The sequence below is a fragment of the Mycobacterium sp. NGS57 genome, assembly GCF_059812405.1.
This window is the reverse complement of the sequence record NZ_JCALCP010000004.1, coordinates 352,358-376,237: the sequence shown is the minus strand read 5'-3', so window position 1 is coordinate 376,237 and position 23,880 is coordinate 352,358. Positions and strand designations below refer to the sequence as shown.

General features: G+C 73.6%; 15 protein-coding genes. 7 read left to right on the top strand and 8 right to left on the bottom strand.

Going from position 1 to position 23,880, the window contains the following annotated elements:
- Nucleotides 1-11: 11 nt before the first annotated feature.
- Nucleotides 12-1,010, bottom strand: coding sequence for a Zn-ribbon domain-containing OB-fold protein (locus tag AC5Y43_RS10705; RefSeq protein ID WP_499972140.1), 999 nt, complete (start codon nucleotides 1,008-1,010; stop codon nucleotides 12-14).
- A gap of 81 nt (nucleotides 1,011-1,091) precedes the next feature.
- Between AC5Y43_RS10705 and AC5Y43_RS10700 the strand changes: the two genes are divergently transcribed.
- Genes AC5Y43_RS10700 through AC5Y43_RS10690 form a run of 3 tightly spaced genes read left to right on the top strand, consistent with a single transcriptional unit; the run spans nucleotide 1,092 to nucleotide 4,082 of the window.
- On the top strand, nucleotides 1,092-2,123 hold the full coding sequence (locus AC5Y43_RS10700; RefSeq protein WP_499972137.1) for an LLM class F420-dependent oxidoreductase: 1,032 nt from the start codon (nucleotides 1,092-1,094) through the stop codon (nucleotides 2,121-2,123).
- A 43-nt stretch (nucleotides 2,124-2,166) separates the two neighbouring features.
- Nucleotides 2,167-2,883, top strand: coding sequence for an acetoacetate decarboxylase family protein (locus tag AC5Y43_RS10695; protein WP_499972135.1), 717 nt, complete (start codon nucleotides 2,167-2,169; stop codon nucleotides 2,881-2,883).
- 2 nt (nucleotides 2,884-2,885) lie between these two features.
- On the top strand, nucleotides 2,886-4,082 hold the full coding sequence (locus tag AC5Y43_RS10690) for a cytochrome P450 (protein ID WP_499972238.1): 1,197 nt from the start codon (nucleotides 2,886-2,888) through the stop codon (nucleotides 4,080-4,082).
- On the opposite strand, the gene AC5Y43_RS10685 is transcribed toward AC5Y43_RS10690, so the two are convergent.
- Both AC5Y43_RS10685 and AC5Y43_RS10680 read right to left on the bottom strand, forming a co-directional pair.
- A complete protein-coding gene (locus tag AC5Y43_RS10685) occupies nucleotides 4,057-4,926 on the bottom strand; it encodes a type IV toxin-antitoxin system AbiEi family antitoxin (RefSeq protein ID WP_499972236.1) in 870 nt (289 codons plus the stop codon). The two genes, AC5Y43_RS10690 and AC5Y43_RS10685, sit on opposite strands and share 26 nt — an antisense overlap.
- Before the next feature lie 128 nt (nucleotides 4,927-5,054).
- Nucleotides 5,055-5,876, bottom strand: a complete 822-nt coding sequence (locus tag AC5Y43_RS10680) for a crotonase/enoyl-CoA hydratase family protein (protein WP_499972134.1) — start codon at nucleotides 5,874-5,876, stop codon at nucleotides 5,055-5,057.
- A 64-nt stretch (nucleotides 5,877-5,940) separates the two neighbouring features.
- On the opposite strand from AC5Y43_RS10680, the gene AC5Y43_RS10675 reads away from it, so the two are divergent.
- Genes AC5Y43_RS10675 through AC5Y43_RS10660 form a run of 4 tightly spaced genes read left to right on the top strand, consistent with a single transcriptional unit; the run spans nucleotide 5,941 to nucleotide 10,742 of the window.
- A complete protein-coding gene (locus AC5Y43_RS10675) occupies nucleotides 5,941-7,581 on the top strand; it encodes an acyl-CoA synthetase (RefSeq protein ID WP_499972132.1) in 1,641 nt (546 codons plus the stop codon).
- A gap of 5 nt (nucleotides 7,582-7,586) precedes the next feature.
- A complete protein-coding gene (locus AC5Y43_RS10670) occupies nucleotides 7,587-8,354 on the top strand; it encodes a fructosamine kinase family protein (RefSeq protein ID WP_499972130.1) in 768 nt (255 codons plus the stop codon).
- A gap of 22 nt (nucleotides 8,355-8,376) precedes the next feature.
- Nucleotides 8,377-9,201 carry an amidohydrolase family protein gene (locus tag AC5Y43_RS10665; RefSeq protein ID WP_499972128.1) on the top strand — a complete coding sequence of 275 codons (825 nt, stop codon included), beginning with the start codon at nucleotides 8,377-8,379 and terminating at the stop codon, nucleotides 9,199-9,201.
- Nucleotides 9,198-10,742, top strand: a complete 1,545-nt coding sequence (locus tag AC5Y43_RS10660; RefSeq protein ID WP_499972126.1) for an acetolactate synthase large subunit — start codon at nucleotides 9,198-9,200, stop codon at nucleotides 10,740-10,742. Before AC5Y43_RS10665 ends, AC5Y43_RS10660 begins: the two co-directional genes overlap by 4 nt.
- On the opposite strand, the gene AC5Y43_RS10655 is transcribed toward AC5Y43_RS10660, so the two are convergent.
- The 5 genes from AC5Y43_RS10655 to AC5Y43_RS10635 form a co-directional block, all read right to left on the bottom strand.
- Nucleotides 10,739-16,132, bottom strand: coding sequence for a PE domain-containing protein (locus AC5Y43_RS10655; RefSeq protein ID WP_499972124.1), 5,394 nt, complete (start codon nucleotides 16,130-16,132; stop codon nucleotides 10,739-10,741). The two genes, AC5Y43_RS10660 and AC5Y43_RS10655, sit on opposite strands and share 4 nt — an antisense overlap.
- 127 nt (nucleotides 16,133-16,259) lie before the next feature.
- Entirely contained in the window at nucleotides 16,260-16,970 is a 711-nt protein-coding gene (locus AC5Y43_RS10650; protein ID WP_499972122.1) for a serine hydrolase, read from the bottom strand.
- On the bottom strand, nucleotides 16,967-21,157 hold the full coding sequence (locus AC5Y43_RS10645) for a PE family protein (RefSeq protein ID WP_499972235.1): 4,191 nt from the start codon (nucleotides 21,155-21,157) through the stop codon (nucleotides 16,967-16,969). Before AC5Y43_RS10645 ends, AC5Y43_RS10650 begins: the two co-directional genes overlap by 4 nt.
- Nucleotides 21,158-21,244: 87 nt before the next feature.
- The gene (gene fadD17, locus AC5Y43_RS10640) at nucleotides 21,245-22,756 is read right to left on the bottom strand and encodes a long-chain-fatty-acid--CoA ligase FadD17 (RefSeq protein ID WP_499972234.1); all 1,512 of its coding nucleotides are present in this window, start codon (nucleotides 22,754-22,756) and stop codon (nucleotides 21,245-21,247) included.
- Complete coding sequence (locus tag AC5Y43_RS10635) at nucleotides 22,749-23,855, bottom strand: acyl-CoA dehydrogenase family protein (protein WP_499972121.1); 1,107 nt, start codon at nucleotides 23,853-23,855, stop codon at nucleotides 22,749-22,751. The genes fadD17 and AC5Y43_RS10635 overlap by 8 nt, the downstream gene beginning before the upstream one ends.
- Between the last annotated feature and the right edge of the window lie 25 nt (nucleotides 23,856-23,880).

Genomic DNA, 23,880 nt, shown 5'->3' with positions numbered 1-23,880 from the left:
AGGTAGGCCCTTTACAGGTGGTGCTTGTAGGTGTCGTATTCGGCGTCGGGTTCGCCGGTCGGCCGGAAGTACTCGATGTTGTCGATGCCAAAACCCCACTCCTCGCGGGGCTTCCACACCGCCTCGACGCGCATGCCCATGCGCACCTCGTGCGCGTCGATGTCGGCGACCAGATGCAAAAACGGGATGTCGGCGCCGTCGAGCAGCACGTAGGCCGCCACGTAGGGCGGTTTGATGCGCTGGCCCTGGAACGGGATGTTGATGATCGCGAACGTCGTCACCGTGCCCTTGTCGGGCAGTTCGACGAAGTCGGTGGTGGGCAGGCCGGTGGCCGGGTCGGCGCCGTGCGGCGGGAAGTACACCTTGCCGTTTTCGCCGGTTTTAGCACCGAGCAGCTTGCCCTCCGCGATGGCCCGCAGATACGCGCTCTCCTCGTGCGAGGCGCTGTGCTGGATCGTCAGCGAGACCGGTGTGACGATCATGGTGACCGGGTCCTGATCGCTCGGCGCGCCCTCTGGTGCTGGAGTTTCCGCGTCGTCGCCCAGCTTGAAGTAGGCGATGTCGGTGATGGCGCCGACGGTCTCGTCGGCCCAGTGCACGTGCACCCTGGTCCCGGTGCCGATCGCATCCGGTTCGCCCACGTCCACCGCGTGCAGCAGCAGGGTGTCGGCACCGTCGAGCTTGATCAGCGCCCACGCGAAGGGCCGGTCGAGCGGCTGGCCCTCCAGCGGCTCGGGTTGCCACGTCCACGACGCGACGGTCCCGACGCTGGCGACCGGTACCATCTCGCCCAGCGGTTCGTAGGTGACGGGGTCATATTCCGCCGGCGGGACATGCACCCGGCCATCGGATCCGCGCACCCCGAGAATGCGGCGCTCGCGCAGCGCGGTGAAGAACTTGCCGAGCGTGGTACCGACTGAACGGGTGTAGTCGAAGGCCAGAGTTAACGGCGCTGAGAGAGGCGGCTCGGAGTGATCGATCGTGGTCGGGCCGCTCGAAGTGGCTGTCACGCCATCGAGTAGAACAGGTTCTAAGAACCGTTTCAACATCGGGTTGTGATCGGGTCGGTTCCGGCCGGGAAAGGCGCAGAGATGAAGCTGGGATTGCAGCTGGGGTACTGGGGCGCTCAGCGCCCGGAGAACCACGCAGAACTCGTCGCCGCCGCCGAGGATGCCGGGTTCGATGCCGTGTTCACCGCCGAGGCGTGGGGATCCGACGCCTACACGCCGCTGGCCTGGTGGGGCTCGGCGACGCAGAGGCTGCGGTTGGGCACCTCGGTGGTCCAGCTGTCCGCGCGGACCCCGACGGCGTGCGCGATGGCCGCGCTGACGTTGGATCACCTGTCCGGTGGCCGGCACATCCTGGGGCTCGGCGTGTCCGGCCCCCAGGTGGTGGAGGGCTGGTACGGCCAGTCGTTTCCCAAGCCGCTGGCCCGCACGCGCGAATACGTCGACATCCTGCGGCAGGTTTGGGCGCGGGAGGCGCCGGTGACCAGCGACGGGCCCCACTATCCGCTGCCTCTGACCGGTGAGCGCGCAACGGGGCTGGGTAAGCCGCTCAAGCCGATCACCCATCCGCTGCGCGCGGACATCCCGATCATGCTGGGCGCCGAGGGGCCCAAGAACGTCGCGCTGGCCGCCGAGATCTGCGACGGCTGGCTGCCGATCTTCTACACGCCGCGCATGGCCGACACCTACAACGAGTGGCTCGACGAGGGGTTCGCCCGCCCGGGCGCGCGCCGTAGCCGCGAGGACTTCGAGATCTGCGCGACGGCCAACATCGTCATCACCGAGGACCGCGCCGCCGCGTTCGGCGCCATGAAGCCCTACATCGCGCTCTACATGGGCGGGATGGGCGCCGAGGACACCAACTTCCACGCCGACGTCTACCGCCGCATGGGCTACTCCGAGGTGGTCGACGACGTGACGAAGCTGTTCCGCAGCAACCAGAAGGACAAGGCGGCGGAGATCATCCCGGACGAGGTGATCGACGACGCCGCGATCGTCGGCGACATCGACTACGTGCGTAAGCAGATCAAGGTCTGGGCGGCGGCCGGCGTCACCATGATGGTGATCAACGGCCGCAATACCGGGCAGCTACGCGAGGTGGCTGGGCTGGTCTAGGCCAGCCTTGCCAGGGCATTAGAACGCGTTCTAGATTGGCCCGATGACAGCCTCGCAGCACACCATCGCGGGCACGGTACTGACGATGCCGGTGAAGATCCGCAAGGCAAACCAGCACATGGCCATGTTCTCGGTCGACGCCGACGCCGCGCAACGACTGATCGACTACAGCGGCCTGCGGGTCTGCCGCTACCTGCCCGGCCGGGCGATCGTGGTCCTGATGCTGATGCACTACATCGACGGCGACCTGGGCGAGTACCACGAATTCGGTACCAGCGTGATGGTCAACCCGCCGGGCTCTGAGGCGACCGGGCCCCGCGCCCTGCAGTCGGCCGGCGCGTTCATCCACCACCTGCCCGTCGACCAGCCGTTCACGCTGGAGGCCGGCACCAAGATCTGGGGCTACCCGAAAGTCATGGCGGACTTCACCGTTCGCGAGGGGCGCCGGTTCGGTTTCGGCATCAGCGTCGACGGACAACTGGTGGCCGACATGGAGTTTCGCCGGGGCCTGCCGTTCAGTCTGACCCCGCGCACCCAGTCGCAGCTCTCGTACTCGCACCGCGACGGAGTCACCCGCGAAACCGGGTTCGAGCACATGCTGGAGGGGGTCCGCACCCGGTTGGGTGGGGTGCGCCTGCGGCTCGGCGACCACCCCTACGCGAAAGAGCTGGCGTCGCTTGGCCTTCCGAAGCGCGCGCTATTGTCGAGCTCTGCCGAGAACGTCCAAATGTCGTTCGGCGACGCCCAGGAGATCTCATGACCATGACTTCAGCGACCCGACCCGACGTGGACCTGACGGACGGCACCTTCTACTCCGGGGATTCCCGGTCCGTCTACAAGTGGATGCGGGAGAACGAGCCGGTCTTCCGCGACCGCAACGGGTTGGCCGCCGCGTCGACGTATCAGGCCGTGATCGAGGCCGAGCGCAATCCCGAATTGTTCTCGAACGCCGGCGGCATCCGGCCCGACCAGCCGGGCGTCGAGATGATGATCGAGATGGACGACCCGCAACATCTGTTGCGCCGCAAGCTCGTCAACTCCGGTTTCACCCGCAAGCGCGTCAAAGACCTCGAGGGGTCGATCACCTCGCTGTGCGACACGCTGATCGACGCGGTGTGCGAACGCGGCGAATGCGACTTCGTCTGGGACCTCGCCGCACCCCTGCCGATGGCGGTCATCGGCGACATGCTCGGCGTGCGTCCCACCGAACGCGAGATGTTCCTCAAGTGGTCCGACGACCTGGTCAGCTCGCTGAGCAGCACCGCGGCCGAGGCGGATATGCAGGTCACCATGGACGCCTTCGCGGCCTACAGCGAATACATGATGGGCATGATCACGGCCCGCAAGTCCGAGCCCACCGACGATCTGGTCAGCGTCCTCGTGCACGCGGAGGTCGAAGGGTCACGGCTGGAGGACCACCAGATCGTCACCGAGGTGCTGCTGCTGCTGATCGGCGGCGACGAGACCACGCGCCACACGCTGTCCGGCGGCACGCGGCAACTGCTGCTGCACCCCGACCAGCACCAGCGCCTGGCGGGCGATTTGAGCTTGCTGCCCAACGCGATCGAAGAGATGCTGCGCTGGACCGCGCCGGTGAAGAACATGGCCCGCACGGTCACCGCCGACAACGAGTTCCACGGCACTGCGCTGACCCAGGGCGAGAAGATCATCCTGCTGTTCGAGTCGGCGAACTTCGACGAGAAGGTCTTCGACGACCCGGAGAGCTTCGACATCGAGCGCTACCCGAACAACCACCTCGCGTTCGGCTTCGGGACGCACTTCTGCCTGGGCAACCAGCTCGCTCGTCTGGAGCTGTCGATCATGCAGACGCGCCTGCTGCAGCGCCTCCCCGACATGCGGTTGGCGTCGGACGCCGCGCTGCCGCTGCGGCCGGCCAACTTCGTGTCCGGACTCGAGAAGATGCCGGTGGCGTTCACGCCGGGCGCGCCGCTTTCGTAACCGTTCGCGTTCGGCGGGCCCAAGCCGTTGCCAGCCGCGCCAGAATGCCGCCCGGCGTGTGCCCGGCCATCACCCGGATCGTGATCCACCCGAGTTCGGCCAGGGCTTCGTAGCGCTCGGCATCTCTGCGCACTTGGCGGGGATCGGTCCAGTGATGGACGCCCTCGTACTCGAGCGCGATTTTCTTGTCGTCCCAACCCAAGTCGACTACCGCGACAAGCTCTCCGTATTCGCCGTACACCGGTATCTGGGTCTGCGGCCGCGGGTAGCCGGCGTTGATGACCAGCAGTCGTAGCCAGGTTTCGCGGGGCGACTCGGCGCCGGGATCGACGAGATCCAGCGCGCGTCTTGCCCGCCTGATGTTTCGGTGGCCTTTGTAGCGCTCGGCGAGCAGTTCCGTATCGGCGATCTTGAGGCGCGTCGCCCGGGCGAGGGCGTCGATCAGCGCGACCGCTTTGTCGACGGGGTATCGCGACGCCAGGTCCAGGGCGGTGCGCGCCGGCGTCGTCACTGGCATCCCGCGGAGGATCTCGACCTCGTCGTCCTCGAAACGATCGGCCCAGGTGCGGATCGTCTTGGGTGCACGCCTGTTCTGGTAGATGAGTTCGGCGGGCGCGTGTGCATCGATCCATTTGGCGCCGTGCAGCGCGGACGCCGAATGTCCCGCGACGATTCCGCGCCGCCGAGACCACAGCCAGGCGGCATGGGCGCGCGTCACCGCGGTGAGGGCTGTGCCCCGCGGCGTGTAGACGTCGGGATGCAGCGCGACGAATCGGGTTCGCAGGCTATGTCGCGTCAGCTCGCCCGCTGCTAGGGCCTCGCTGCCGATGAATGGTTCTTCCACGGACGCAGTCTGTCTCGAACCACCGACAGCCGCGCCGAGCGTGACGTGAGGGCGCAAAATCGGCCCTCAGACTCCGAAAACTCGCCATGAGTTCACGCTCGGCGAGGGGCGGGGCTCGGCGGGGGGAGCTAGCGGTTTTTGAACTGCGGCTTGCGTTTTTCGGCGAACGCGCGCGGGCCTTCCTTGGCGTCGTCGGACAGGAATACCTTGATGCCGATCTGGGTGTCGATCTTGAAGGCCTCGTTTTCGTGCAGGCCCTCGGTTTCGCGGATGGCCCGCAGGATGGCCTGCACGGCAAGCGGGCCGTTGTTCTCGATCAGCGAGGCGATCTCGAGCGCCTTGGTCAGCGCCTGCCCGTCGGGCACGACGTAGCCGATCAGCCCCATCTCCTTGGCCTCGGCGGCGGTGATATGCCGTCCCGTCAGCAGCAGGTCGCAGGCGACGGTGTAGGGGATCTGCCGCACCAGCCGCACCGCCGAGCCACCCATGGGGTAGAGGCTCCACTTGGCTTCGGAGATGCCGAACTTGGCGCTCTCGCCGGCGATGCGGATGTCGGTGCCCTGCAGGATCTCGGTGCCCCCGGCGATCGCGGGCCCCTCGACGGCCGCGATCAGCGGCTTGGTCAGCCGTCGTCCCTTCAGCAGGGCGTCGATGCGCGACGGGTCGTAGCTGCCGTCCTTGAACGACTCACCCGGCGGCTTCTTGGTCGCCGCCTTGAGATCCATGCCGGCACAAAAGTAGCCACCGGCCCCGGTGAGGATGCAGCAGCGGATGTCGTCGTCGCTGTCGACGCGGTCCCACGCCTGCACCATGATTTCCATCATTTCGGTGCTCAGGGCGTTGCGGGCGTGCGGTCGGTTCAGGGTGACGATCAGGGTGTGACCGCGCTGCTCGACGAGCGCATCGGCTGCGGAGGGCCCGGTCTGCCCGTTTGCTGGAGTCTCGGCCACGGCTACCGCCTTTCGGTCGACGTTGGGGGCGAGCTTGTCAAGAAATGTAACACGTTCTAATTTGGTGGCCGTGGCCCTGAACATTGCCGACCTCGCTGAGCACGCCATCGACGCTGTGCCTGACCGTGTCGCCCTCATCTGCGGCGACGAGAAGCTGACCTACGCCCAACTCGAGGAGAAGGCCAACCGCCTGGCGCACTACCTGATCGACCGGGGCGTCAAGAAGGACGACAAGGTCGGGCTGTACTGCCGCAACCGCATCGAGATCGTCATCGCGATGCTGGGCATCATCAAGGCCGGCGCCATCCTGGTCAACGTCAACTACCGCTACGTCGAGGGCGAGCTGCGCTACCTGTTCGACAACTCCGACATGGTCGCGCTGGTGCACGAGCGCCAGTACTCCGACAAGGTCGCCAACGTGCTGCCCGACACCCCGAACGTCAAGACGGTCCTGGTCGTCGAGGACGGCTCGGATGACGACTTTCAGCGCTACGGCGGCGTCTCGTTCTACGACGCGATCGCGCAGGGGTCACCCGAGCGCGATTTCGGTGAGCGCAGCGCCGATGACATCTACCTGCTCTACACGGGCGGCACCACCGGCTTCCCGAAGGGCGTGATGTGGCGCCACGAGGACATCTACCGGGTGCTGTTCGGCGGAACCGACTTCGCCACAGGCGAATTCGTCAAGGACGAGTACGACCTGGCCAAGGCCGCCGCCGCCAACCCGCCGATGATCCGCTACCCGATTCCGCCGATGATCCACGGCGCCACCCAGTCGGCGACCTGGATGTCGATCTTCTCCGGCCAAACCACCGTGCTGGCTCCGGAATTCAACGCCGACGAGGTGTGGCGCACCATCCACGAGCACAAGGTGAACCTGCTGTTCTTCACCGGCGATGCGATGGCGCGGCCGCTGCTCGACGCGCTGAACAAGAGCAACGACTACGACCTGTCGTCGCTGTTCCTGCTCGCCAGCACCGCGGCGCTGTTCTCCCCGAGCATCAAGGAGCGGCTGCTCGAGCTGCTGCCCAACCGGGTCATCACCGACTCGATCGGCTCGTCGGAGACCGGGTTCGGCGGCACCAGCATCGTCGCCTCCGGTGCGCCGCACGCCGGCGGGCCCCGCGTGACCATCGACCACCGCACCGTCGTGCTCGACGAGGACGGCAACGAGGTCAAGCCCGGTTCGGGCGTGCGCGGTTTCATCGCCAAGAAGGGCAACATCCCGGTCGGCTACTACAAGGACGAGAAGAAGACCGCCGAGACGTTCAAGACCATCAACGGCGTGCGCTACGCCATCCCCGGGGACTGGGCCCTGGTGGAGGAGGACGGCACGGTCACCATGCTGGGCCGGGGCTCGGTGTCGATCAACAGCGGCGGCGAAAAAATCTACCCCGAGGAGGTCGAGGGCGCGCTGAAGGGCCACCCCGACGTGTTCGACGCGCTGGTGGTCGGCGTGCCCGACCCGCGCTACGGGCAGCACGTGGCCGCCGTCGTGCAGGCCCGGCCGGGCACCCGCCCGTCCCTGTCGGAGCTGGACAGCTTCGTGCGCACCGAGATCGCGGGATATAAAGTGCCGCGCAGCCTTTGGCTGGTCGACGAGGTAAAGCGTTCTCCCGCAGGCAAACCCGACTACCGCTGGGCCAAGGAGCAGACCGAGGCGCGCCCCGCCGATGACGTGCATGCGAGCCACGTGACAACCTGACCGGCGTGACGGACTTCGTCAAGCGCCACCCGGACGCGCCCGCCGGTTACTTCGGCTGGGAGGCCGCCGGATTGCGATGGCTCTCCGGCGTCGACGGCGGGGTGCCGTGCGCGCGGGTCGTTTCCGTCGATGCGAAGAGCCTGACGCTGCGGCGGCTCGATTCGGTGGCGCCCAGCGCGGAGGCGGCCCGGGCATTCGGTCGCCGGCTGGCCGTCACGCACGACGCGGGCGCCCCGGCCTTCGGCGCCGGGCCCGGCGGTTGGGACGGGCCCGGGTTCTTCGGCCCGCTGTCGCAGCCATTGCCGATGTCGCTGCGCCGGCACGAGCGCTGGGGCGACTTCTACGCCGACGAGCGCCTGGCGCCCATGGCCGAGCGCGCGGCGGGCCGCCTCGACGCCGCGACCCGCGCCGCGATCGACGCCGTTATAAAGCGATGCCGCGCCGGTGAGTTCGACGACGACGACTCACCGGCTCGGCTGCACGGCGACCTGTGGTCCGGCAACGTGATGTGGACACCCGACGCGGTGGTGCTGATCGACCCGGCCGCCCACGGCGGCCACCGCGAGACCGACCTGGCGATGCTCGCGCTGTTCGGCTGCCCCCACCTCGACGCCGTCCTCGAGGGCTACCAGCGGGAGCGGGCACTGAATAACGGCTGGCGCAACCGCATCGGGCTGCACCAGCTCTTCCCGCTGCTGGCGCATGTGGTCCTGTTCGGCGGCGGGTACGCGCGGCAGACGCACGCCGCCGCCCGCGCCGCGCTGGATGCCTGACCGGCGGCTACTGTTGGTCGCGATGACCATCGACGTCTGGATGCAGCATCCGACACTGCGCTTCCTGCGCAGCGACATGCTGGCGTCCCTGCGGCGCTGGACCGGGGGAGCGATCCCCGACACCGACATCCCGATCGACGCCACCGTCGCCGCGATGGACGCCGCCGGTGTCGAGGTCGGGCTGCTCAGCGCGTGGCTTGGACCGAACGGCCAGGACCTGGTCTGCAACGACGAGGTCGCCGAATGGGTTCGGTTGCACCCCAACCGGTTTGCCGGCCTCGCCACGGTCGACCTGGACCGGCCGATGGAGGCGGTCCGCGAGCTGCGCCGCCGCGTGCGGGAGGGGTTCGTCGGGCTGCGGGTGGTGCCCTGGTTGTGGAACGCGCCGCCCACCGACCGCCGCTACTATCCGCTGTTCGCGGAGTGCGTGGAGGCGGGGGTGCCGTTCTGCACCCAGGTCGGCCACACCGGCCCGCTGCGACCGTCGGAGACCGGGCGCCCGATCCCCTACATCGACCAGGTGGCCCTCGACTTTCCCGAGCTCGTCATCGTCTGCGGACACGTCGGCTACCCGTGGACCGAGGAGATGGTCGCCGTCGCCCGCAAGCACGAGAACGTCTACATCGACACCTCGGCCTACACCGTCGAGAGACTGCCGGACGAGCTCGTCCGGTTCATGAAAACCCGCACCGGACAACGCAAGGTCCTGTTCGGCACCAACTACCCGATGATCACCCACACCCACGCCCTGGCGGGCCTGGACGGGCTCGGGCTCAGCGACGAGGCGCGCCGAGACTTCCTGCGCGGCAACGCCCAACGCGTATTCGGACTGGAGGCAGATAGGTGAACGGCGCGCACGCCCTGATCAACACCCTGGTCGACGGCGGCGTCGACGTGTGCTTCGCCAACCCGGGCACCTCGGAGATGCACTTCGTGGCCGCGCTCGACGACGTTCCCCAAATGCGCGGCGTGCTAACCCTTTTCGAGGGCGTCGCCACCGGCGCGGCCGACGGCTACGCCCGCATCGCCGAGCGACCGGCCGCCGTGCTGCTGCACCTGGGTCCCGGGTTGGGCAACGGACTGGCCAACCTGCACAACGCCCGGCGCGCCCGGGTGCCGATGGTTGTCGTCGTCGGTGACCACGCCATCTATCACAAAAAGTACGACGCCCCGCTGGAATCCGACATCGACGCGGTGGCGGGCAGCGTCTCGGGTTGGCTGCGCCGTAGCGAAGACACCGCCGCCGTTGCGTCCGACGCCGCCGAGGCGATCGCCGCCAGCCGGTCCGGTTCGCAGATCTCGACCCTGATCCTGCCCGCCGACGTGTCCTGGTCCGACGGGGCGCAGCCCGCCCGCACGGCGTCCGCGCGGCCGGCGGCGCCGCGGTCGTCGGCCGCTGCGCTCGAGGTGCTGCGTTCCGGGGAGCCCGCGGTGCTGATGATCGGCGGCGACGCCACTCGCGGTGCCGGGCTGGCCGCCGCCGCGCGCATCGCCGCGGCGACCGGGGCCCGGTTGTTGTGCGAGACGTTCCCGACGCGGCTGGAGCGCGGCGCGGGCGTGCCGGCCGTCGAGCGGCTGGCCTACTTCGCCGAGGCCGCCACCGCCCAGCTCGACGGCGCCAAGCACCTGGTGCTGGCGGGTGCCCGGTCACCGGTGTCCTTCTTCGCCTACCCCGGCCTGCCCAGCGACCTGGTGCCGGCCGGCTGCGCGGTGCACCTGCTCGCCGAAACGGGCGGTGCCACAGAAGCTTTGGTGACGTTGGCCGACGAGCTGGCGCCCGGAACCGTCGCGCCGGTGGCAGCGGCGTCGCGCCCGGGGCTGCCGACCGGCGCCCTGACGGCGGCCGCGGTCGCCGACGCGATCGGCGCGCTGCTGCCCGAGCGGGCGATCGTCGTCGACGAGTCGAACACCTCCGGGGTGTTGCTGCCGCAGGCGACCGCCGGTGCGCCGGCGCACGATTGGCTGACGCTGACCGGCGGGGCGATCGGGTACGCCATCCCGGCCGCGGTGGGCGCGGCGGTGGCCGCGCCCGATCGTCCGGTGCTGTGCCTGGAGTCCGACGGCTCGGCGATGTACACGATCTCGGGGTTGTGGACCCAGGCGCGCGAGAACCTCGACGTGACCACCGTGCTCTACGACAACGCCGCCTACGACATCCTGCGGGTGGAGCTGCAGCGCGTCGGGGCGGGGTCGTCGCCCGGACCCAAGGCGCTCGACCTTCTCGACTTGTCCCGCCCTACAATGGATTTCGCCAAGATCGCCGAGGGCATGGGAGTGCCGGCCCGGCGCGTCAGCACCGCCGAGGAATTCGCCGACGCCCTGCGCGCGGCGTTCGCCGAACCCGGGCCGCACCTCATCGACGCGGTGGTGCCGTCCCTGCTGGGTTAGTCGAAGACCGTCGTCCCGAGACCGCTGGGGCTTTCGGAGATGTACACCGGCCCGAGCTCGAAGGGGATATTCCCGGTGTTCATCACGCTGCCGGTGACGGTGAGTGGGTTGGCCGCGGTCGTCGTGTAGGTGTACAGCAGCTGACCGTTGCTGTAGACCGAAACGACGGTGCCCACCGGCACGGTTCCCGTTGATTGACCGGTCCCGAGCAGGGCTCCCGGGATGGATCCGAAATTGTCACCGGAATCGACGATCAGGGAGGGCACGACCGTGGACGTCATCGTGTGCCCGGGGACGGTGACCTGGACGTCCAGGTTGCTGACGGTCGGCGATCCGGTCACCGAGACACCGCCGGTCAATTGGTTGGGACCGAACACCAGCTGGCTTTGCGGCTGGTTGAAGAGCGCGCCCTGGTTGAGGGTGCCGGGCAACGCCGTGATCACCGTGCTGGTCCCCGGGCCCCCGGCGTTCGGGCCGATGCCCAAGACGCCGACCACGCCGGTGCCCGCCCAATAGTTCGCGAAATTCGTTGCGTTGCTGCCGGTGAGGACGTCGACGGCGGTCGGCGACGTGACGCTGACGACGGACCCATTCGCCCCGCTCAAAAAACCCACCGTCTGGTCGGAGGTGGTGTAGTTGACCGTCACCGACGCGCCCGGCCCGGAATAAGTGACCGAACCGGTGGCGACCGATGGACCGGGGTTCGGCACGTATTGCCCTTCGATGACAAGCCCGGACGATCCGGTGTCCACCAGCACGGGCGCCGGCGGCCCGCCGTTGACCGAGACGTACACGATCGGGAAACGGTTCTGCGACAACGTCAATGCGACGGCTTGGTTCTGCGAAATCGGCGTTCCGTTGCTGCCGGCGCCCCCGGTGCCGGTGCCGGCTCCGCCGGTACCGCCGGCGCCGTTGGTGCCGGGCGAGCCGACCGTGCCGCCGCCGCCCCCGGTTCCGCCGTTGCCGCCGTTGCCGCCGTTTGAGCCGTGACCGCCGGCGCCGACGGTTCCGCCGGAGCCGGCCGCGCCGCCGGAGCCTACGGCGCCGGCGCTGGCACCGTTGCCGCCCGTTCCGCCGCTGCCGCCGTTGACGCCGGTGCCGGCCAGGGTGGCGGCGCCGCCGTTGCCGGCATTCGCGCCGTTGCCTCCTTGGCCCGCGTTGCCGCCGGTTCCGCCGTTGGCGCCCGCCCCGCCGGTGCCGCCCGTGCCCCCGGCGCCGCCGGCTCCGCCGCCGCCGCCGTTGCCGCCGTTGTCGCCTTGGGCGTTGAAGGTGCTGCCGCCGGCGTCGCCGCCCGCGCCGCCGCTCCCGCCCTGCCCGCCGGTGCCGCCGGTGCCGCCAGTGAAGCCGCCGCTACCCAGCCCGCCGTTGCCACCGGAGCCGGCGGCGCCGCCGGCGCCGCCGTTCCCGCCGGTGCCGACGGGCAGCGCTTCGCTGCCGGGCGCCGACTGGAAGCCGCCGCCGGGCGCGCCGCCCGCGCCGGCGCCGCCGCCGTTGCCGCCGGCGCCGCCGGTACCGCCGACGCTGCCGGCGCCCGTGCCTCCGGTGCCGCCCCCGCCGCCGGTGCCGCCGTCGCCGCCCGGCCCGCCGTTGCCGTTGGAGCCGAAGAAGCCGTGCTGGGGTGCCGTCGAGCTGAGCCGTTGACTGGCCGCGCCGCCTTGACCGCCCTGGCCGCCCGCGCCGCCGTTGCCCCCGCCGAAACCGGAATTGGGGCCGGGCGCGCCGTTGTCGCCGAGGCCGCCGGCCCCGCCGTTGCCTCCCGCGCCGCCGTTGCCACCGCTGCCGAAGTAGGTGTTGTTGTTTGCGGCGTCCTGCAGGCTGGCGCTTTCGCCGGGCTCGCCCCCGGCGCCGCCGTTCCCGCCATTTCCGCCGCTGCCGCCGGCGCCGCCGCCGGTATTGACGCCCGCGCCCCCGGCGGTGCCCTGACCGCCGGCGCCGCCGTCGCCGCCGTCGCCGCCGCTGCCGCCGGCGAGCGCGCCGGTGCCCGGGTTGCCGCCGGTGCCGCCCGCGCCGGCGTCGCCGCCGTTGCCGCCGTTGCCGCCGGCACCGCTGCCGACCGCCGCACCGCCGTCGCCGCCGCTGCCCCCGTTGCCGCCGTTGCCGGCCCCGCCGCCGTTGGCCGAGCTGCCGCCGTTGCCGCCGTTACCGCCGGTGCCGCCGGCGCCGCCTTGGCCGCCGGTGCCCGCGGCGCCCGCGCCGCCCGCGCCAGTGCCGGCCTGCCCGCCGTCGCCGCCGCCCCCGCCGTCGCCGCCGCGGCCGCCTTGACCGCCGACCAGCCCCGCATGGGCGGTGTTGTCGGTGCCGGTACCACCCTGCGCGCCGGCGCCGCCGACCCCGCCGGTGCCGCCCGTGCCGCCCACACCCTGCCGGCCGCCGCTGCCGATACCGGCTGCTCCGCCGGTGCCACCGTCGCCGCCGGTCCCGCCCTGGCCGCCCTGCCCGCCGGCCGCACCCGCGGCGGCGACGCTGGTGTTGTCGGCGCCGTCGCCGCCGGTGCCGCCCTGGCCGCCCTGCCCGCCGTTGCCGGCGGTGCCCGCCGCGCCCTGCGTCAGGCCGGCGCCGCCGATCCCCGCGGCGCCGCCGGTGCCGCCGGTGCCCCCGGCCGCGCCCTGCCCGGCGGCCTGCGTCGGGTCGCTGCTCGCGGTTCCGTGGCCGCCCTGCCCACCGGTACCGCCGACTCCGCCGGTGCCGCCGGTGCCGCCCACACCCTGGTGGCCCCCGGCGCCGGACCCCGCGGCGCCGCCGGTGCCGCCGTCGCCGCCGTCGCCGCCGGCCCCGCCCTGCCCGCCTTGGCTGCCGGCCGCGGCGACCGCGTTGTTGGCGCCGGTGCCGCCGGTGCCGCCCTGGCCGCCCTGGCCGCCGTTGCCGGCGGTGCCGGCCGCGCCCTGGGTCAGGCCGGTGCCGCCGATCCCGGCGGAGCCGCCGGTGCCGCCGGTGCCGCCGGCCGCGCCCTGCCCGGCGACCTGGGTGGGGTCGCTGCTCGCGGCGCCCTGGCCGCCCTGCCCGCCGGTCCCGCCGATCCCGCCGGTGCCGCCGGTGCCGCCCACACCCTGGTGGCCGCCGGTGCCGGAACCCGCGGCGCCACCGGTGCCGCCGCCACCGCCGGCCCCGCCCTGGCCGCCCTGCCCGCCGGCGGCGCCTGCCGCGGCGACCCCGGGGGCGGCGCCGGTGCCGCCGGTGCCGCCTTGACCGCCCTGCCCGCCGTTGCCGGCGGTGCCGGCCGCGCCCTGGGTCAGGCCGACGCCACCAATCCCCGCGGAGCCGCCGGTGCCGCCGGTGCCGCCGGCCGCGCCTTGCCCCGCCACCTGGGTGGGGTCGCTGCCCGCGGCGCCCTGGCCGCCCTGCCCGCCCGCCCCGCCGCCACCGCCGGTGCCTCCGGTGCCACCCACACCCTGGTGGCCGCCGCTGCCGGACCCCGCGGACCCGCCGGTGCCGCCATTGCCGCCGGCGCCACCCTGACCGCCTTGAGCGCCCGGGAGGCCGGGCCCGGCAACCGCCGCACGGTCGGCACCGGTGCCGCCGGTCCCGCCCTGGCCGCCCCGCCCGCCGTTACCGGCGCTGCCGGCCGCGCCGTGCGTCGAGCCGGTGCCGCCGACCCCCGCGGAGCCGCCGGTGCCGCCCTGACCGCCCTGGGCGCCTTGGCCTGCGACGACGGCGGGGTTGGTGCCCGCCGCCCCGGCGCCGCCCTGCCCGCCGGCGCCGCCCGTGCCGCCGGTGCCTCCGGTTCCGCCGATGCCCTGGTGGCCGCCCCCGCCGGATCCGGGATCGCCGCCCAGACCGCCCTGGCCGCCCTGGCCGCCCTGGCCACCTTGGACGCCTTGGATACCGGGCGCGACGACGGTCGTGCTGTCGGCGCCGGTGCCGCCGGTGCCGCCCTGCCCGCCTTGCCCGCCGCTGCCCGCGATGCCGGCCGCGCCGTGCGTCGAGCCCACGCCGCCGAACCCGGCGGACCCGCCGGTGCCGCCGGTGCCACCGGCCGCGCCCTGCCCGGCGGCCTGGGCCGGGTCGGTGCTCGCGGCACCCTGCCCGCCCTGCCCACCGGAGCCGCCGCCACCGCCGGTGCCGCCCGTGCCGCCGACACCCTGCTGGCCGCCGCCGCCGGAGCCCGCTGCTCCGCCGTTGCCGCCGGTGCCGCCGGTGCCGCCCTGGCCGCCTTGGGCGCCTTGGATACCGGACGCGGCGACGGCGGTGTTGTTGACGCCGGCACCGCCGGTACCGCCCTGACCGCCCTGCCCACCGTTGCCGGCGGTGCCTGCGGCCCCCTGCGTCGAGCCCGCGCCTCCGGCGCCCGCCGCCCCGCCGGTGCCGCCGTCGCCGCCGAGCCCGCCCCCGCCGGCGGCCGCGCTCTGGGTCGCGTCGGTGCCGGTGCCGCCCTGACCCCCGGTGCCGCCCTGACCGCCCGTGCCGCCCTGTCCGCCCGCGCCTTGCTGGCCGCCACCACCGGGGCCGGTCGCCCCGCCGACACCGCCCTGTCCGCCGGCGCCGCCATCGGCGCCCAGGCCGCCCTGTCCGCCCCCGGCCGCGCCCTGGCCGCCCGCGCCGCCCTGGCCGCCGGTGCCGCCCGCTCCGCCGGTCCCGCCGCTGCCGGCACTGCCGGTACTGCCGTCGCTGCCGTGGCCGGCGGCGCCGCCCGCGCCGCCGGTGCCGCCGACGCCGCCACTGAAGCCGCTGATAGTGCTGCTGCCGCCGGCAGCGCCGATGCCTCCAGCCCCGCCGGCGCCGCCCGCTCCGCCGTTGCCCGCGAGGCCCCCGAACATGCCGCCGTTTCCGCCCGCGCCGCCGGTCCCGCCGCTGCCGCCCCCTTGGCCGGCGCCCGCAACGCCGGTGGCGCCGGCGCCGCCCACCCCGCCGGAGCCGCCCGTTCCGCCGTTGCCGAACAACCCGGCGTCCCCGCCGCGGCCGCCGGTTCCGCCGGGCGTGCCGGGGGCGCCGGTCTGACCCGAGCCGCCGGTGCCACCGTTGCCGAACAAGATCCCGCCGGGCCCGCCGGCCTGCCCGGTCCCGGCGGCCCCGTTGGTGCCGTCACCGATCAGCGGGCGTCCCAACAGCAATTGCGTGGGCGCGTTGATGACGCCCAGCAGGTCCTGCTCGACGGTCTGCAGCGGTGAGGCGGCGGCCGCCTCGGCGGCGGCATACGAATTCCCCGCGCTCGCCAACGCCTGCACGAACCGGTCATGAAACGCCGCGGCCTGCTGGGCAAGCCTCTGATAGTCCTGGGCCTGTTGGGAAAACAGCGTCGCGATGGCCGCCGACACTTCGTCGGCCGCCGCGCTCGATACGGACGTGGTCAGGGTGGCCGCAGACGCATGACTGCCGGCCAGGCCCGCGCCGATGCGCTCGAGGTCCGCGGCCACCACGCCGAGCGCTTCCGGCGAGACGAGCACGTACGTCATCGGGCACCTCGCCGTAGCTCGGGAAGGGCTGAACAGCTACTGGGGGAGCCTAACGCGTCACGCGCGGCCACCGAGGGTTTCCGCCGAAATCGCGTGTTCTCGCCAAAAGCGCTCTCTGTCAACTGAATTAGGGTCGGGCACCGCTGAGCTCCGGAAGGTGGCCGACGAGCCAGTCCGTCATCGCGTTGACGGCGTCCACGCCGGCCTCGAACGCGCCCGTCTCGGCCGCGAGGGCCACGCCCGTGTAGCCGGAATCCGTTGGGATGAGGCCGAATTGGCGGACCAGATAGCCGATGTCGACGCCGGGTCCCCAACCGCCTTTGGCGGCAACGTCTTTGGCGGCCAGGCCCCAGCGTTGCCCGGCAACGAGTTGGCGCATGAGAGCGACGACGTCGGCCGCGTCCGGCAGATGGGCCAGGCTGGCGGCGAACCGCGCTTGACCGGCCAGGGTCCACTGTGTTTGGCCGAATACGGTGAAGCCCGGGCGAATTCGTCGTGATTCAACGGCGGTGGCCGCGTCACCGCATTCGCTGAGGACGGACTGCACCTGCCGGGCCGCGTCCACCGGCTCGCCCAGCTGCGACCACAACTGCTCGGACGCGTGGTTGTCGGATTCGGTGATGGCCTTGACGACCAACTCGCGGGCCCGCGCGGGGTCGCGGCGCAACGCCGCGATCGCCAACGGCACCTTGATCGTCGACCACGCGACGCCACCCGACCATCGGCCCAACGAGTACACCGCGGCCGGACCCGGGCGGGCGATCGCGATGCCGATGGTCGCCGGGACGGCCGCCGCGAGCGCTTCGAAGCTCGCTTCCAGCTCGGGCGTCAACCTCAAACCGTGCCGCCGGAGCCGCCCGCGCCGCCGGTACCGGCGCCGGTACCCCCGGCGCCGCCGGTCTGGCCGCTGCCGGCCTGGCCCGCATTACTCGTACCGGCAACGCCGCTGCCGCCGACACTGCCGGTGCCGGACGCGCCCCCGGCGCCGCCGGTGCCGCCGGTGCCGCTGTTGCCGCCGGTCTTGCCGTCCCCCGCCGCGCCGGCGCTGGCGCCGCTGCCGCCACCTCCGCCGCTGCCCCCGGTGCCGCCGCTGCCCGCGGCCCCACCGGCGCCGCCGGCGCCGCCATCGCCGGAGGTGCCACCGCCGAAACCGGTCCCACCCGTGCCGCCGATGCCGCCGCCGCCGCCGGCGCCGCCGATCGACCCCACACCGCCGTTGCCGCCGGTGCCGCCGTTGCCCGCGGTGCCGGTCGCGCCGCCCTGCAGGGTGCCGCCGTTACCGCCGGCACCGCCGATCCCGCCGGTAGCGCCGGTGCCGCCGGCTCCGCCGGCCCCGGCATTGCCGCCGGTACCACCGCTGCCGCCGTTGGCGCCGCCGTTACCCGCGGCGCCGCCGTTACCGCCTTGCCCCCCGGCGCCCGCACTGATTGAGCCGTCGTTGCCGTTGCCGCCGTGGCCGCCGTTGCCGGCGGTGCCGGTGACGCCGGCGCCCACGATGTTTCCGCCGCTACCACCGGTCCCGCCGGCGGCGCCGTTACCTCCGGCGTTGACGGGCTGGCCGTCGACGATGGTGGTGCCGTTGGTGGCGTTGCCGCCGTTGCCACCGTTGCCGGCGGTGCTGCCGGCCGACCCGGCGGTCACGTTGCCGCCGTTGCCGCCCTGGCCGCCGGCGCCGAACCCGCCGCCGGCCCCGCCGTCGCCGCCCTTCCCGGCGTGGGCCACCCCGTTCGCGCCGGTTTCGGCCGCGTTGCCGCCGGCGCCGCCCGTCCCACCGGGCGCGAACTGCCCGCCGGCGCCGCCGTTCCCCGCGTTCCCGGCGGTGGCGGTCCCGTTGTCGGCGCTGTTGGACGCGTTGCTGCCACCGCCGCCCGTTCCGCCCTGCTGAATGACGACGGTCGGGCTGGTGGAGCTGACGCCATCGGCCCCGGTGCCGCCGGGGTTCCCAGGATCGGGGGTGCCGGTCGCGGCGGTGGAGGTCGGTGGGATCGAGGTGTTGACTGCGTCGGCGCCCTTGCCGCCGGCGCCGCCCTTACCGCCGTTGCCGCCGTTGCCGCCGGTGCCCAGAGCGCCGCCCGCGCCGCCCGTGCCACCGCCCGCGGCCCCGCCGGAACCGGGGCCGCCGCCCGCGCTCCCGTCGCCGCCCCTACCGCCGGCGCCAGCGGTCGGGGTCGCGTTGGCAGTCGCGTTGATGCCGTCGGCGCCCTGGGCGCCGGCACCGCCGTCGTTGCCGTTGCCGCCGTTCCCGCCCTGGCCGCCGTTGCCGCCGCTGAGGCCGACCCCGCCGGTGCCGCCCTGGCCGCCGGAGCCGGCAGCACCGGCGTTGCCGCCGTCGCCGCCTCGGCCGGCCGGCGGGACGACGTTCGGGTTCGCGCCGGCCCCGCCGGCCGCGCCGGTATTTCCGTCGCCACCCTTGCCCGCGTTGCCGCCGTTGCCGCCTAGGCCGCCGTTGCCCGCAGGCGCACCGGCGGCGCCGGCCCCGCCGGCGCCACCCTGGCCGCCGTTGCCGGCGCTGCCGCCCTGGCCGCCGCCACCACCCGATCCGGGCGCCGCGGTGTTGGTGCCCTGTACACCCGTGCCACCCTTGCCGGCGGTTCCGCCGTCCCCGCCGAGGCCGCCGGTGCCGCCGAGGCCGCCCTGGCCGCCCGCGCCGGCGCCGCCGCCCTGGCCCCCTTGGCCGCCCTGGCCGCCTTGGCCGCCGGTGCCGCCCTGGCCGCCGTCCGGCGCGGTCGGCACGCCGCTGCCGGGGGTGACGGCGGTGCCGCCGTTGCCGGCCGTGCCGCCGGCGCCGGCCGCGCCGCCCTGACCCCCTTGGCCGCCGATTGCGCCGACGCCGCCTGCGTTGCCGCCGTCACCGCCCTGGCCGCCGCCGGCGCCAGCGCCGCCTGAACCGCCCTGGCCGCCGGCTGGCGCTGCGGCGGTGCCGGTCGTGCCGCCACCGCCCTGGCCGCCGCCACCGCCGGCGCCGCCCTGACCGCCCGCGCCGCCGTTGCCACCGGTTCCGCCGTTGGCGCCCGCGAGACCCCCGTCGCCGCCGCGGCCGCCGATGCCGCCCGCGACGCCGCTTCCACCGGACTGGCCGTCGGATAAGAGGTCGTTCACGCCGGACGCGCCGCTGCCGCCCTGCCCGCCGGCGCCTCCGGCAGCGCCATTTCCGCCCGTGCCCTGGATGCCCGCGGTGCCGCCGTTGGCGGCCCCGGCCGCACCGCCGTCACCGCCCTTACCCCCGTCACCGCCCCTGCCGCCGGCCGGGCTGTTGGTGCTGTTGTCGCCCGCGTGCCCGCCGGCCCCGCCGCCGGCGCCGTTCCCGCCCTGGCCCCCCGTTCCGCCGGTGCCACCGGCCCCGCCCGCCGCACCGCCGCTGCCGCCGGCACCGCCCCCGCCACCCGCCTGACCGGCGCCGCCGGCGGCGTTGGGCGTCCCGGTGTTGTCGGTGCCGGCGATGCCCGCGGTGCCGTTGCCGCCCTGGCCGCCGTTCCCGCCGTCTCCGCCGGCTCCGGTGGCGCCCGCTTGACCGCCGCCGCCGACGCCCGCCGCGCCGCCGCCACCGGGCGTACCGCCCGCGCCGCCGTCGCCACCCCGGCCACCGGTGTTGCCGTTGCCGCCCGCGTCGATGCCGGCGCTGCCGTTGCCGCCGAGGCCGCCCGCGCCGCCCAGCCCGCCGTTGCCGGCCACGCCGCCCACGACGGCCGCCCCGCCCTGCCCGCCGTTGCCGCCCTGGCCGCCCTGGAAGCCGGCGTTGCCCGGGCTGCCGGCGCCGACCGCGACGGGACCGTTCGCACCCGTGCCGCCGGTGCCGCCGGTGCCGCCGGTGCCCCCGGCGCCGATACCGCCGGGCAGGCCGGCGCTGGTGAGCATCCCGGCCGCGCCCCCCGCGCCGCCGGCCCCGGCGGTGCCGCCGTTGCCGCCGTTGCCGCCGAGGCCCTGGCCGGCGACGGTGACGCCGTTCGCGCCGTGCCCGCCCATGCCCCCGGTGCCGCCCTGGCCGCCGAGCCCGCCGGCGCCACCGTGGCCGAACAGCAGCGGGCCGGTGCCCCCGGCCCCGCCGTGACCGCCGCCGCCGCCGTTGCCGCCGAGGCCACCCTGAGTGGCGAGGTTCGTCGAATCGATGCCGGCGGCGCCGTTCCCGCCCTGGCCTCCGGCCCCGCCGTCGCCGCCGTTCATCAACCACCCGCCGGCCCCGCCGTTGCCGCCGTCGCCGCCACTGCCGGCGGCGCCGCCGCCCGAAGCGCCGGGGCTCCCGATCCCGCCCGCCCCGCCGGCCCCGCCGGCGCCGACCAGCGCCGCGCCGTTCCCGCCGTTGCCGCCGTGGCCGCCGGTGCCGCCGCCGGCCCCGCCCTGGCCGCCGGGGCCACCGGCGCCCCCGCCGCCGATCAGCCACGCGCTGTTGCCGCCGTTGCCGCCGGTCCCGCCGATGCCACCGGCGGCGCCGATGCCGCCGTTGCCGCCGGGGCCACCGGCCCCGAACAGCCAGCCGCCGTTGCCACCGTTGCCGCCGCCCGCGCCGCCGGCGCCGCCCGCGCCGCCCGCGCCGCCGCCGCCCCACAACCCGGCCGACCCGCCGTTGCCGCCCGGTTGCCCCGGAGCGCCGGGTGCTCCGGCGCCACCGTTGCCGTACAACCATCCGCCGTCAGCGCCGTTGCCGCCCGGCGTCGTCGCGTTGGCGCCGTTGCCGATGATCGGGCGCGACAACAGCGTCTCGGCGGGTGCGGCGGCCGCGTTGATCAGCGACTGCAACGGCGCGACGTTAGCCACCTCGGCGGTTACGTACGACCCGGCTGCCGCGCCGAGCGCCTGGACGAACTGTGTGTGGAACGACGCCGCCTGCGCGGCGACGGCTTGATAGCCGCGGGCGTGCTGAGAGAACAGCGCCGCGATAGCCGCCGACACCTCGTCGCCGGCCGCGGTCATCACCGTCGTCGTCGTGGCGGTCGCCGCCGCGTTCCCGGCGGCCAACGACTCGCCGATGCGCCCGACCTCGGCGGCCACCGACGTCAACTGTTCCGGTGAGACAAACACGTACGCCACCATCGCTGCGATTAGTAGGACCGGATCGTAACTCGCTGCCCGCAACTCATTGCGGGTTTCCGGCTAATGGCGCGAATTTCCGTGCCGCTACCGGCGAATCGACCACACCGGATCGCCGCAGTCGACGCCCTCGGCCGCCAGCTGTCGTTTGAGCACCTTGAAGGTCACCGTCCGCGGCAGCTCCGCACTGACCCGGACGTAGGACGGCCACTGCTTAGGGCCCAGGTCGGGCTGCTCGGCGAGGAACGCCCGCAACTTCTCGGGATCGAAGTCCGCGCCCGGGGCCATGACCAGCGCGGCCATCACCTGGTCGCCGACTATCGCGTCGGGCACCGCATACACCGCCACCTCGGTGGCGTCGGGGTAGCGCAGCAGCACCCGCTCGATCGGGGCGGCGCCCAGGTTTTCGCCGTCGACTCGCATCCAATCCCCAAGTCGCCCAGCGAAATACGCGTAGCCGGCCTCGTCGCGGTAGGCGAGGTCGCCGCTGTGGTACATGCCGCCGGCCATCCGCTCGGCCTCGGCCGCCTCGTCGTTGTAGTAGCCCTCGAAACGGCCGGCCCCGGCGGTGTTCACCAACTCGCCCGCCACCCCCACCGGGCACGGCTCGCCGGTGTCGGGGTCGACGATGGCGATCCCGTCCGGCAGCGGCCCCAACGCGCCCGGCGGCGTGTCGGGGGTCCGGGCGATCGCCACCCCGCCCTCGGTCGAACCGAAGCCGTCCTGGACGACGCAGCCGAACCGGCGGGCGAAGCGGTCGATGTCGCCGGGCACGCCCTCGTTGCCGTACACCGCGCGCAGCGGGTTGTCGGCGTCGTCGGACCGCTCCGGCGTGGCGAGCACGTACGACAGGGGCTTGCCGACGTAGTTGGCGTAGGTGGCGCCGTAGCGGCGCACGTCCGGCAGGAACCCGGACGCGGAGAACTTGCGCCGCAACGCAATTGAGCCACGGCACGCCGCGGCCACCGCCCAGCCGACCAGCACGGCGTTGGAGTGGAACAGCGGCATCGACACGTAGCAGACGTCGTCGTGGCCGAGGCCGAAGCGCTGTGTCATCGTCACGCCGGCGATCGCCACCTTGCCGTGGCTGCACTTGACCGCCTTCGGCTCCCCGCTGGTACCCGACGTGAAGATCAGCATGAACAGATCCGCCGGCGATGCGGACCGAAACTCGAGCGCGGCACCCCGATGCGCCTCGACCTCCGAAGCCCACGCCGCGGAGTCGACGTTCACGTGCTCGATATCGGCCAGTGGCGCAGCGGAATTCGAGTCCGCCAGCACGACCTGGCAGTCGGCGTGTGCGATGTCGCGGGCCAGTGCCTCGCCGCGGCGCACCGGGTTGAGTCCCACCGGCACGATGCCCGACATGCCCGCCGCCGCCAGCATCGCCGAGAAGAACGGGGTGTTCTCCAGCAGCACCCCGACATGCGGCGGCTTGGCGGGGTCGAGGCGCTCGCGCAGCGCCGCCGCGATCGCGGCGCCGTGCCGGAGGTGATCGCGCCAGCTGCTGAACGAGTCCTCGAAATAGACACCCGTGTCGCCGATCTCGGCCAGCGGCACCAGCAGATCGGTGACGGTCAGATCGGTCGGGCTAAGCAGGGGTTTCGGCAAGCTCACGGCCGATCCGGCGCAACTGCCCGGTGGCACCGCGCAGCGCGAACTCGATCTCCTTGGCGACCAGGAAGTAACGGTGCACCGGATGATCGGTGTCGACGCCGACGCCGCCGTGCACGTGGACGATGGTGTGCGCCACGCGGTGCCCGGCGTCGGCCGCCCAGAACCCCGCGCTGGCGACGTCCATCTCGGCCGGGATGTCCTCCGACACCCGCCAGGCCGCCTGGGTCAGGGTCAGCCGCAAGCCCTTGACGTCGATGTAGCCGTCGGCCAGCCGCTGTCCCACCGCCTGGAAGCTGCCGATCGGGCGGTCGAATTGTTCACGGGTGCGGGCGTATTCGGCGGTCATCTGCAGGCCCCGCTCGAGGACCCCGAGCTGGAATGCGCTGCGGCCCAGGGTGGCGAGCGTGTCGAGCCAGGCCACGATGACGTCGTCGCCAACCCTGCGCGCGCCGTCCACGGTCGTCCCGTCCAGCGCCAGGTGCCCGATGCTGCCCAGGCCGGTGGTCGCCAGCGCCGTCACCGTGACCCCCGGGTCGTCGGCGGCGACCAGGAAAACGGCCGGGCCGGAATCGGTTTCGGCCGGAACCAGGAAGGCGTCGGCGACGGGACCGAAGCCGATCTGGGTGCGTGTGCCGGTCAGGCGGTAGCCCGCAACGGCTCCCGAGGCCTTGGTGGCCCGCACCGGGCCCTCGCCCATCTCGCCGTCGAGCGCGACGGCGAGGATCTTCTCGCCCCGCACCGCGGGCACGCCCCAGCCCTGCTGCAGTTCCTCGGAGCCGAATCGGGCCAGCGCCCCGGCGCCCAGGACGACCGACTCCAGGTAGGGCACCGCGGCCAGCTGGTGGCCCAGCGCAACGAGGATGGCTACCTGCTCGAGGACGCCGAAGCCGTCGCCGCCCAGCGCCGCCGGCGCCGCGCTGGTCAGGATGTCGGACTCGACGAGCTTGTCCCACAGCGATCGGTCGAATCGTTGCTCGAGCCGGTCCAGCTCGCGCTGGTGCTCCGGCGTGCACACCGCGTCGACGATCGTGTCGACCAGCCCGCCGAGGTCCTGCGCGGCTTCTGTCGTGGTGAAGTCCATGAATTCTCGTCCTTAATAGTCCCTA

Excerpts from the sequence above, each read along its gene's own strand:
- AC5Y43_RS10700 (WP_499972137.1), top strand. The coding sequence starts at position 1,092 with ATGAAGCTGGGATTGCAGCTGGGGTACTGGGGCGCTCAGCGCCCGGAG.
- AC5Y43_RS10655 (WP_499972124.1), bottom strand. The coding sequence starts at position 16,132 with ATGACGTACGTGCTCGTCTCGCCGGAAGCGCTCGGCGTGGTGGCCGCG.
- AC5Y43_RS10635 (WP_499972121.1), bottom strand. The coding sequence starts at position 23,855 with ATGGACTTCACCACGACAGAAGCCGCGCAGGACCTCGGCGGGCTGGTC.
- AC5Y43_RS10690 (WP_499972238.1), top strand. The coding sequence starts at position 2,886 with ATGACTTCAGCGACCCGACCCGACGTGGACCTGACGGACGGCACCTTC.
- AC5Y43_RS10665 (WP_499972128.1), top strand. The coding sequence starts at position 8,377 with ATGACCATCGACGTCTGGATGCAGCATCCGACACTGCGCTTCCTGCGC.
- AC5Y43_RS10695 (WP_499972135.1), top strand. The coding sequence starts at position 2,167 with ATGACAGCCTCGCAGCACACCATCGCGGGCACGGTACTGACGATGCCG.